Genomic DNA, 10,356 nt, shown 5'->3' with positions numbered 1-10,356 from the left:
GACGGATGGCGCAACGTTTGAGAGGGCCATCGAGGGTTCTCGTGGCTCGTTTCAGACGGCATTCAAAGGGTTGGCTGCGTTCTAAAGGCGAGGTCTTCGCGTTACTGCCGTATCGTTCAGGATGATCGTCACTTACCTCTCGGTGAAGATCGCTTTAGGTGGAGAGTCAAGCGACGATTCACGGATGACATGCACATGAAGGTGCATCAGTGACCAAAGTAGATCGAGTGAGTACCTGCGGGCGTCGACGGCGCACCCGACTGCGAGGAGCCGTTCATTGACACTCCGCCGACTGCCATGCTGCCCGGCGTCGTGGCATCCTGCGCGTGAATACGCGCCTCCGCAGCCTGAATATCGGTTGGATAGTGCAAGTCATTGGCGCTCGGGCGATACCCGGCCTGTTCGACTTGCACCAGGTCCGCGCGCACTTCGGCGCGCGTCAGCGGGGCAGTGACGTCCTGCGCAAAGGAGACTGCGGGGACGACGAGTGCGCTGGCAACCAACGCTGCATAGATCAGAGACTTCATGGTGAATTACCTCTCAAGTTAATTGTGGTCAGCTTCAGGCACGATGAATGAAGCCTGGGGTCTCGCCGCGCCACCGCCGCGAGGATGAGTAAGCTCTATTGTCCGCAGATCAGGTGACGCGAGGCTGACCTCTGCATTACGCCGCTGCCATGTTCAGATAGGCAAGAGCGTGCTGAGCGTCGCGACGTAGTGACGGATCGAATCGCTGACGAGCCACGTCGGAAGTGCGGTCTGAACTCGATGAGGCTCTATCGGCAAACGTACGCAAACGCGGCTATGATTTCTCGCGGCGATCGGCGCCGAAACAGAAAAGGAGAAGTACCCGGATGATTCATGTCATTGCCACAATCACTGCACAGCCCGGTCAACGCGAAGCCGTGCTGGCACTTTTCAACAAGAACCGGCCGGCGGTGTTGGCCGAAGAGGGGTGCATCAGCTACGAGGCCGTCATCGACGTACCTGAGTTCGGGACGATTCAGACACCGCTCGGCAAGGACACGTTCGCTGTCATCGAGCGCTGGGAAAGCGCGGAAGCGTTGAGGGCGCACGGGGCCTCCGCGCATATGGCCGAATATGGACACAATACGCGCCCGTTGCTCGTGAGCCGCGTCATCAACGTGCTTCAGGCTTGCTAAAGAGAGCGTTCGTGGCGGCCCGCCATCGGCTGGGCGGGATTCGATGCCAAAGCGGGCGCCGTCACGCCGACACCCATCACGATGCCTCCGTGGCAACGCGGACATGAACGAACATCCGGTTCCAGGTTAGTTGGCAGCAGCAAGGACGACGCTCGCTTCGCAACGGCTGAGATAATGCGAGGGTCACGCAGGGCAGCGCGGGACTGCCGCCCACACCCGGGGCGTATACTTTATCAAAACGTAAATCGTCATGTGATGATAACAGCTATAATCCGAGAGCGTAGGGAGCTATGAAGACCAAAGGGACTATCGAGAAGCCGAGCCGTGGAACCGGCGCCGACCGCGCGGCGGTCAAGCGGCCGATGAAAAAAGCGCCGCAGCGTTTGCCGCGCGCCGAGCGTCAGGCGCGCGTGCTGGAGAAGGCCGCGGAATATTTCGCGGAGCATGGTCTCGGCGCACAGACCCGCGCCATCGCGGAAGCCTGCGGCGTATCGCAACGCTTGTTATATAGCCTGTTCCCGAGCAAGGCCGCTTTGATTGATGAAGTCTACAAGCGGGAAGTCGTCGGAATCTTCGACGCAATCTGGTTCGTTCAATTGCAAGACCGAAGTGTGCCGATTGAAAGCCGACTCAACCGCTTTTATTGCGAGTACTATGATACGCTCCTGACGCGCCGCTGGCTGAGGCTCTTCCTTTATTCGTCGCTCGAGGGCCTGCACACCGCGCCGGCCTATACGAACGCGATCGTCAGCCATGCGCTCGAGATCATCGTCACGGAGACCGCGTATGAACTGGGTCTACGCATGCCCGCCGACCTGACTCAACTGGGCGAAGTGGGTTGGCTGTTACATGGCGCCGTGTCTCATCTGGCGATTCGCCGCCGCATCTATTCGAATGAAAACAGCATGCCCGCCGCAGCGGTGATTGCCATGCACGTGCGCGCCTTCCTGACGAGCCTGCCGAGCCTGCTGCCTGCGCTATAAACGCATTGCGAGTCGGCGCCGGGCGGCTCGCCGGTGTTATCGCTGCGATCGTCCGAGTCGTCTCCAGCGCAACTCGTCAGGTGACGATATAATCCTGCGAAATTGAGCTGCGTTGCCGCGATGGCGCCGATGCAGTCGCCGACATGAGTCACGCGATTGCCGCCGGCAATGCCGATCTTGGCGCGCGCACCGAGCTCCAGGCCAGCGCGCTCGAGCAGGCCACCGGCGCACTCAAGGAATTCGACGCGAGTGTGGCCACCAACGCTGCGAACGCGGGACACGCGGACGAGCTTGCCAGGCACGCCTCGGAAACGGCTGGGGAACGCGGCATGGCGGTCGGCCGGGTGGTGGAGACGATGCATGGGATACGGGCGTCGTCGGCGCGCATCGCGGAGATCATCTCGGTCATCGACGGGATCGCGTTCCAGACCAACATCCTCGCGCTGAATGCGGCGGTCGAGGCCGCGTGGGCAGGTAGCCAGGGACGTGGTTGCCGTGGTGGCCGGCGAGGTCAGAGTCCTCGCGCAACGTAGCGCAGAAGCGGCGAAGGAAGTCAGGCAACTGATCGTGGCGAGCGACGCTCGCGTGAAAGACGGCGCTACCCAGGTCGATGACGCGGGCTCGACCATCACCGCGGTCGTGGGTTCGTCGGCGCGCGTCACGGGCATCATGAGCGAAATCCATGACGCGTGTCAGCAGCAAACGCTTCAGATCGGCGAGGTCCGCGAGATGATCGCAAGCCTGGAGCACAGCACGCAACAGAACGTCGCGCTCGTCCAGCAATCGGGCGCCGCCGTGGACGCCTTGAACCGGCAAGCACGAAACCTCCTTGGAGCGGTCAATCTTTTCTGCGTTGGGTCCGAACGCGGCTCGGAACTGAAATCGCCCAACCCACAGCAGCGCGATGCCACTGCGCGCAACCCGGCGCTTTCGCTCGCCAGCAGCTACTCGTGAGCGCGTGGCGGCATAACCCGATTTTCAATTCAATCGAAATCGTCCGCGCTGCAGGCGCGCGGACATCGATACGTTTCTGTCGGCTGTAAAGGTGTATTTCGCTCGCGGCTGATGTCCGTGCGATGCCGGTTTTTTCATCGCGTGTTGACATGGCGCGTTCGGGTCGGACAATAATCTCAGCGCCGACACTCGCCAACTCAGGTTCCAAGCGTGAACGACATCACCGGCATTCCCCCCTCGCGGGCTGATCATGTCTATGTCAGCGTCCGCGAAGATATCTTCGATATGCGCCTGCTGCCCGGCGACCGCGTGACGGAAGGCAGCATCGCCGAGCGCTTCGGCGTGTCCCGTACGCCTGCGCGCGAGGCCTTGCAGCGCCTGCAAAGTGACGGCCTGATGCGCGGCTATGTGCGCGGCGGCTGGGAAGTCGTGCCGGTCGATTTCAAGCGCTTCGAAGACCTGTACGAAATGCGCAAGCTGATTGAAACCTTTGCGGTCTCGAAGCTTGCGAGTGCCGAAGGGGAGCTCTCCGAAGGCGTCGCACAGATGCTCGGTCAGCTTGAACAAATCTGGAAGATCCCGCTTGCTCACCGCCGGCGTGACGGCCGCGAGATGGTCGCGCTCGACGAAGCATTTCATCACGCCCTCGTGCAGGCCGCCGATAACGCCGAGCTGACCAATGCGATGCAGCGCGTGACCGATCGCATCCGGGTCGTGCGGCGGCTCGATCTCGTGTATGGCGACTGCATCGACGAAACCTACGACGAACATGTCGCGATCCTCGATGCGATTCGTTGTCGCGAAACGGATCGTAGCGTTGCGTTGATCGCGCGCCATATCGAGGGTAGCCGCGTTGCGGTGCGCACCTTGACGGGCGAGCGCCTGCAACGCGCACGCACTGCAATGGGGCCGAATGCGGTCCCCTATGCACCACCCAGGTTGCGGGGCACCAAATAGCGACATCGCCGCGCGTACCGAGCCGTGCGAAACCTATCTGGCGCGCATGAGCGGGCGACTCGCGTGCTGGCATGCTTCTCGCGTTAGTGATCGACGATGACTGAACATGACGGATGGCGCCGGATGGTCGAGAATCGACGGGTGCGCCTGACAGGCACGCAGCATAAGCTCGTGAACCTGTTCAGGATCGGTGTGCAGGCTTACCCCGAGATGGACGGCAAGATAGGGATCTGCGTCAATCCGGCAAGCGCCCAGAATGGAGATGCAGCAGTTTCCAGCCGCCCTCGCGTTTGACCCAGATTTCAGTTATGAGCGCGCGAATGTTGAGCTCAGATCCATCGGTCCTGCGCACCAGGGATTGCTCGAGATGGCCCGTCGTGATCACGGTGTCTGGCAGGAACCTATACGCGAGCGGTTGCGGACGCACGATTTGACGCACCTTGATCTTCTCGGTAAGGAAGGACAGATACTCCGACTTGCCATGAACGTAGCCAGCTGAATGGACGAACGTCAGATCGTCGTCGAGTAGCGACGCGAGTTTGAGCAGGTCTCCAGCCACTGTGGCGTCGCAGCGCTGTTGTTCCAACGCCTCGACGGCGGCCTGAATGGACGCATCTTTCATCGTAAATCTCCCGAAAATACTGCATGGATACCTCTTGTGAGAGACGGTGCCGGCCGCGTCGTGGCTCGATTCGGCTCAACGCAACAGTTCGCCGCTCAGTCCATCTGTCTTCGAAGGCGACCCGGCCCGAGACTTTCCCGTCGGCAACCCATAGCTCGCAAGCAGCGCGACCGTGCATGCGGCGATGACATACCAGGCTGGCGCTGCCAAGGAGCCGGTCATGCGAATCAGCATGGTCGCCAGCAAGGGCGCAAAGCCGCTGAATACGACAACGGCCAGGTTGTAAGCCAGCGCGATTCCGCTGAATCTGACCTGGACAGGGAATTGGTCGGCGAGCACCGACGCCCATGTCCCGCTTGCCAGTGAAAAAACCAGGCCGGCAAGCACAAACAGCACCACCGGATTGACGGTGTGACTCGCCAGCGCTTCATAGAACGGGTAGCTCAATGCGATCAGCAGCGCCGCTGACGCTCGAAGCAGGTACCGGCGTGGAATCTTGTCCCCGAGCCAGCCTGCGGCGAGGAGGCCGAGGGAACTGACGATCAGATAAGCGTTCTGGGCAATTGCCGCGGTCCGTGGTGCATAGTGCAGCTGCTGGACGAGGTAGGCGGGCATGTGGCCATAAAGTATGCCGTTGACGCCGGCCATCACGGCGATCGCCAGTGCCCCCGTCACGACCGCTTTGCCATGACGTCGCAAGGTCTCGCGAAACGGCTGTTTGACGACAGCTCCTTGCATCTTCTTGAACTCGGGCGACTCGTCCAGATTACGGCGCATCAGGTAGGAAGCGATCCCGCAAACGCCGCCGAAAAGAAACGCGATCCTCCAGCCATACGCCGCCGCGTCCGTGGCGGACAGGTAGGTCTGGATGCCGAGGTTGACGAATGTGGCCAGCAAAACACCCAGGTTCACCGCGCAGATAATAATGCCCGCGGCGAGCCCCGCCCGATGCGGCGCGGCTTCCACTGCATAGGTAATCGCGCCGGGCATTTCTCCGCCGACGCAAAAACCCTGAAGCATGCGCAGCAGGATCAACAGGATCGATGCGGTCATGCCCCAGCTCTGAAAGTTGGGCAGCAGACCAAGACAGATCGTCGCGGTCGTGACCACAATGATTGAGCCGAGAAACACTGGACGCCGGCCATACCGGTCGCCCCAGCTACTGAGCACAATTCCGCCGAGCGGTCGGATCACGTACCCGATTGCGAGCACGGAGAAAGTAGCCAGCATGCTGACCAGCGACGACGAGTTCGGGAAAAACTGGGCCGCGATGTTATGGGCAAAAAAGCCGTAGACGATGAAATCGTAAAACTCCAGCGAGCCGCCAAGGCTTGCGATGAGAATCATCTTCCACTGCGACCGGGACAAGCCGGATGGCTGTGAACGGTCGGCGCCGCCGACCGGGTTGTGGGATATTCCCATGACTCCTCCAATTTGATTATCGGATGCTTTGTCCGATGGTCTACGTGCGTCGACCGCGAGACATCTCGCGTGACAACGGGGGGTGCGGGCTCACATGGCCACAGCACCTTCGGTTTGCAAGCCGGGTACGGCGTGGTGCAGAAGGTTTTGCAAGGATTCACCGTCCTGCGCGACGCCGTACACATACCGGTCGGGGCGTACAAGCACCGCTGGAGCGTCGATCGACTCCAACCACTCGCGAACAGCCGCTCCATCGCTGGCCACAATCCCGACGCCCGCTTGCGCAGCGCTATTGGCGACGTCGGGGCATTCACGAAGCAATTCCGGTCGCGCAAGCAGCGCAAACCGATAGCCGACCACGTCGTCCACGAGTTGTCCGTCCGGCAGGCGGGGTTGCGGTGCAATATGCCCGGCCACGCCCGATGGTTCATCGATCCATGCGCCCGGGCCAAGCCTGGGTTGTGGGGTCACAAAATTGCGAATCGCTGCGCTCATTTCTTCATCACGGACTTCGGCCAGGTCTGACCTCGTCGTTTGAATGACTGAGCCGAGCTGTACCGCCGTTTCGATAAATAAGCGCACGTGCGGCGAGCGTTCGGATTCGTAGCTGTCGAGGAGGGTATCGGGCGCTTCGCCATGAATGACGGCACCAAGCTTCCACGCGAGATTCGACGCGTCGCGAATGCCGGCTCCCATCCCCTGGCCCATAAAGGGTGGCGTCTGATGTGCGGCATCGCCTGCAAGCAGGAGTCGGCCACGGCGCCAACCGTTCGCCACGACCGAGTGAAATGTATAGATGGCAGAACGTTCGAGGCGCGCATCGGCCGGAGAAATCCAGCGAGCGAGTTTGTCCCACAGCCATTCGGGGGACGTGAGTTGCGTCACGTCATCACCGGGCATCACCATGATTTCCCAGCGGCGCCGATTTCCGGGACCACGCGTGTAAGTGGTCGGGCGCGCCGGGTCGCAGTATTGGACCGAGTAGTCGCCAAGATCGGGCCGCGGTGCATCGAGCAATACGTCGACCACAACCCAGCGTTCATGCGATTTCAGATCGGTCAATTCGGTGCCCATGAAGCGTCGCGCAATCGAGCGCGCACCGTCGCAGCCGACTACATATCGCGCGGTGGTACGTCCAAGTTTGCCGCAGCACGTATCCTCGAAGCGCAACTGGACGCCATCGCTCGCCTCGTCAAGCGCGAACACTTCGTGGCGCAACCGGACGTCAACGCTCGATTGCTGCGCAAGACGCTCGCGTAACGCATTCTCGAGATCGGGCTGATGGAACTTGTAACTCGCACTCCACCCCTGTGGTCCGATACAGGTTGGCCGTTGCCAGTCGATCAGCAACTTGCCTTCCCCGTTCACGAATTTCATGCCGGGACCCACGAACAGCTTGGGTAGCAGCTTGTCGGTTAAACCGAGGGTTTGGAACACGCGCATGCATTCACCGTCGAAATGCACCGCGCGAGGAAGCGCGAAAATCTCCTTGTCTCGCTCCAGCACCAGCACCCGCAAGCCTTCGATTGCCAGCAGGTTCGCGAGCGTCGCCCCGGTGGGCCCGAGACCGATAACGGCCACGTCGTAGTCGCACGCGTGCGTCGAAATAGTTTTCTCTAACATGTCTTGTTCCGCCAGATAAGACGCCGAGCGCACACGAACGCGCCCGGCTACGACTTTTACGCTTCGTCGGCGATTGGATTGGACAGAACGCCGATCCGATCAACCTCCACTTCCGCCACGTCGCCGGCCTTCATGAACAGCGGCGGATTGCGCTTCGCGCCGACGCCGCCAGGCGTGCCGGTCACGATCACGTCTCCCGGAGAGAGCGGGGTGAACGTCGACAGGTAGGCAATCTGTTTGGCAATGCCGTGGATCAGCATCTGCGTCGTCGCGCGTTGCACTTCCTGTCCATTCAGGCGGGTGACGAGCGTCATCACCGCGTTGGGTTCGATCTCGTCGCTCGTCACCATCCACGGTCCGAACGCGCCGGTGCGATAGAAATTTTTGCCCGGGCCCCACTGGCCCGTATGAAGCTGCCAGTCACGCACGGAACCGTCGTTGTAGCAGGCGTAGCCAGCGATGTGATTCCACGCGTCGGCCTCGGCGATGCGTCGTCCACCGCGCCCGATGACGACGGCAATCTCACCCTCATAGTCGAACTTCTGCGACTCAGGCGGACGCAGCATCGGCTGGCCATGGCCAACCTGGGAAGCGGGCACCCGCATGAAGATGACCGGATGCTCGGTGGTTTCGCGGTTGGTTTCCTTGACGTGGTCTGCGTAGTTGAGTCCCACGCAAAAGATCTGTTCGGGGTTCGGGATCACAGGCAGCAGCGTGACTTCCGACAGCGGGTAGTCGCCCTGCCTGCCATCGGCGGCCTGCGCGGCCTCGCGGAATGCGTCGGCGGCAATCAGTGCCTTCAGATCGGCATAGCGGCCGCCGAGACGCTTGCCAAGGTCGAACACGGTTTCGTCGCGAACGATGCCGAACGACGAGCCAAGGTGGGTGGAGAAGCTGGCGAGTTTCATTGATGCTCCGGATAGATAAAAAGTAGATTGGGTCAACGCCTAGATTCGCAAAAAACCCGTGCATTTATCTTATAGTGAGAATAGACTAAATATACCTAATGTCACAACGTGTTTTTTGCTAGGGTTTATCACTACTTGGAGACGAGCATGAACGGTATGAAGAAAGCGAGGGCAGGGCTGTCCCTCAGTCACATGGGCTTCTATGTGAGCGACATGGCGCGCGTGGAGGACTTTTATACGCGGGTGATGGAATTCACCGTGACGGATCGGGGTTCGCTGCAGACGCCGCACGGCGCTGTGCAGTTGGTATTCTTGAGCCGCGATCCCGCGGTGCATCACCAGATCGTGCTCGCGAGCGGCCGCCCCGAGCACCTGGCGTTCAACCCGATCAACCAGATTTCGTTCACAGCAGACAGCCTTGCCACGTTGAGGCGGTTTCATCGGCAGTTCATTGCAGAAGGCCTGCAGGAAATCAACCCCGTCACCCACGGCAATTCGGTTTCGATCTATGCGCGCGATCCCGAGGGCAATCGCCTCGAGCTCTACATCGACACGCCGTGGTACGTCGACCAGCCGATGCGGGTGCCGGTGGACTTCGGCTTGCCCGATGCTGAACTGATGGCGGCTGTCGAACGCCACGCAAGAACGCTATCGGGATTCAGGCCGCGAAGTGTCTGGCAAACCGAAATGGCCGAGCGCATGGGGCTTGCATAAGCGTGGCGCTGCGTGGCTCGCGTGCGACTGTTTCCGCGCGGTGGTCGTTGAAGGCGTCAATGGCGATCTTGCCAGTGGATATAATTCCGTTCACACACGGAGGCGCAGCGCAATAGATGTCGAGCATTACGAGACTTTTATCCATACTCGAGCTGTTTTCGGAGGCGAAGCCGTTCCTGTCCGTCGAAGACGTTGCCGCCGAACTCGATTGCTCAACTCCAACGGCTTATCGCTATGTACGCGAGCTCCTGGATGCTGGCTTGCTCATCCGGTTTGCAGGAGGAGACTATGGTCTCGGCCCTCGCATCATCAAGCTTGACTACCACCTGCGCATGTCGGATCCGCTGCTTGCGGTCGGGCAGCCGATCATGCGTGAGTTGAGTGAACACTCCGGCTTCGATGTGGTGATGTCGCGCTGGTACGGTAACGAACTCGTGGACACGCATCGTGAGACTCACGGCGCGGCGCTTGACCTCCGGTACGGCCGGGGCCGTCCTCGCCCCCTATTTCTCGGCGCCGCTCCAAAAGCGATCCTGTCCACCTTTCCGAAGGCCAAGCTCGCGGTCCTGTTCGATCAGTATGCCGACGAGATCGCGCAAAGCGGCCTTGGGGCGACACTCGACGAGTTTCGCGCGTCGCTGCTCAAAATCCGGCGTGCCGGTTTTTATCTGTCGAGGGGCGAACTGGAAAGCAGCGTTTCTGCACTGGCGTCACCGCTATTTACGGACGACTCCAGTGAAGCAGTCGGTTCGCTTGCGGTGATCGTGCCGACCCAGCGACTCGAATTTGCCAATCTGGACCGTCTTGTCGAATCGATCCGGGAGGCAGCGGCGCGAATCTCGCAGCGTACGCGTGCGTTGGTTGAAAGTCGGAGGACCGGAGCCATCACGTCGTCGCACACCGTTGCGCGAGGCAAGCGGTCCGCATGATGGCCGTCACGTGAACGTGATTCGATCGCGCTCGCGCACTTGAACCTCGGTGGGTTCGGGGGAAGCGGCACTTGCGACGAAC

12 protein-coding genes are annotated in these 10,356 nt (G+C 60.8%); 7 read left to right on the top strand and 5 right to left on the bottom strand.

Going from position 1 to position 10,356, the window contains the following annotated elements:
- Window positions 1-206: 206 nt before the first annotated feature.
- The gene (locus OKW30_RS33060; RefSeq protein WP_184062607.1) at window positions 207-527 is read right to left on the bottom strand and encodes a DUF4148 domain-containing protein; all 321 of its coding nucleotides are present in this window, start codon (window positions 525-527) and stop codon (window positions 207-209) included.
- 224 nt (window positions 528-751) lie between these two features.
- Between OKW30_RS33060 and OKW30_RS33055 the strand changes: the two genes are divergently transcribed.
- The 5 genes from OKW30_RS33055 (at window position 752) to OKW30_RS33035 (ending at window position 4,056) form a co-directional block, all read left to right on the top strand.
- On the top strand, window positions 752-1,162 hold the full coding sequence (locus OKW30_RS33055; protein ID WP_429348697.1) for a putative quinol monooxygenase: 411 nt from the start codon (window positions 752-754) through the stop codon (window positions 1,160-1,162).
- Between the two features lie 362 nt (window positions 1,163-1,524).
- Window positions 1,525-2,145: a TetR/AcrR family transcriptional regulator gene (locus tag OKW30_RS33050; RefSeq protein ID WP_429348696.1), complete on the top strand. Its 621-nt coding sequence runs from the start codon at window positions 1,525-1,527 to the stop codon at window positions 2,143-2,145.
- A gap of 143 nt (window positions 2,146-2,288) precedes the next feature.
- Window positions 2,289-2,678 carry a methyl-accepting chemotaxis protein gene (locus tag OKW30_RS33045; RefSeq protein ID WP_429348695.1) on the top strand — a complete coding sequence of 130 codons (390 nt, stop codon included), beginning with the start codon at window positions 2,289-2,291 and terminating at the stop codon, window positions 2,676-2,678.
- The gene (locus OKW30_RS33040) at window positions 2,632-3,099 is read left to right on the top strand and encodes a methyl-accepting chemotaxis protein (RefSeq protein ID WP_429348694.1); all 468 of its coding nucleotides are present in this window, start codon (window positions 2,632-2,634) and stop codon (window positions 3,097-3,099) included. Before OKW30_RS33045 ends, OKW30_RS33040 begins: the two co-directional genes overlap by 47 nt.
- Window positions 3,100-3,309: 210 nt before the next feature.
- Window positions 3,310-4,056, top strand: coding sequence for a GntR family transcriptional regulator (locus tag OKW30_RS33035; RefSeq protein ID WP_184062603.1), 747 nt, complete (start codon window positions 3,310-3,312; stop codon window positions 4,054-4,056).
- A gap of 235 nt (window positions 4,057-4,291) precedes the next feature.
- Here the strand turns inward: OKW30_RS33035 and OKW30_RS33030 are convergent, their stop codons facing one another.
- From OKW30_RS33030 to OKW30_RS33015, 4 genes are all read right to left on the bottom strand, one after another.
- Complete coding sequence (locus OKW30_RS33030) at window positions 4,292-4,678, bottom strand: nuclear transport factor 2 family protein (protein ID WP_184059839.1); 387 nt, start codon at window positions 4,676-4,678, stop codon at window positions 4,292-4,294.
- 75 nt (window positions 4,679-4,753) lie between these two features.
- Entirely contained in the window at window positions 4,754-6,100 is a 1,347-nt protein-coding gene (locus OKW30_RS33025) for an MFS transporter (protein WP_187630946.1), read from the bottom strand.
- A gap of 90 nt (window positions 6,101-6,190) precedes the next feature.
- Window positions 6,191-7,723 carry a bifunctional 3-(3-hydroxy-phenyl)propionate/3-hydroxycinnamic acid hydroxylase gene (locus OKW30_RS33020; protein ID WP_187630959.1) on the bottom strand — a complete coding sequence of 511 codons (1,533 nt, stop codon included), beginning with the start codon at window positions 7,721-7,723 and terminating at the stop codon, window positions 6,191-6,193.
- 56 nt (window positions 7,724-7,779) lie between these two features.
- The gene (locus tag OKW30_RS33015) at window positions 7,780-8,631 is read right to left on the bottom strand and encodes a fumarylacetoacetate hydrolase family protein (RefSeq protein ID WP_184062597.1); all 852 of its coding nucleotides are present in this window, start codon (window positions 8,629-8,631) and stop codon (window positions 7,780-7,782) included.
- A 147-nt stretch (window positions 8,632-8,778) separates the two neighbouring features.
- Here OKW30_RS33015 and OKW30_RS33010 point away from each other — a divergent pair, with 147 nt between their 5' ends.
- Both OKW30_RS33010 and OKW30_RS33005 read left to right on the top strand, forming a co-directional pair.
- Window positions 8,779-9,345 carry a VOC family protein gene (locus tag OKW30_RS33010; RefSeq protein ID WP_184059845.1) on the top strand — a complete coding sequence of 189 codons (567 nt, stop codon included), beginning with the start codon at window positions 8,779-8,781 and terminating at the stop codon, window positions 9,343-9,345.
- A gap of 116 nt (window positions 9,346-9,461) precedes the next feature.
- Window positions 9,462-10,274, top strand: a complete 813-nt coding sequence (locus OKW30_RS33005; RefSeq protein ID WP_090809648.1) for an IclR family transcriptional regulator — start codon at window positions 9,462-9,464, stop codon at window positions 10,272-10,274.
- Window positions 10,275-10,356 lie beyond the last annotated feature (82 nt).

Source organism: Paraburkholderia sp. Clong3 (assembly GCF_050436485.1).
Lineage (GTDB): Bacteria > Pseudomonadota > Gammaproteobacteria > Burkholderiales > Burkholderiaceae > Paraburkholderia > Paraburkholderia tuberum.
Note: the sequence above shows the minus strand (reverse complement) of the source record. Positions and strands in the feature narration are given on the sequence as shown.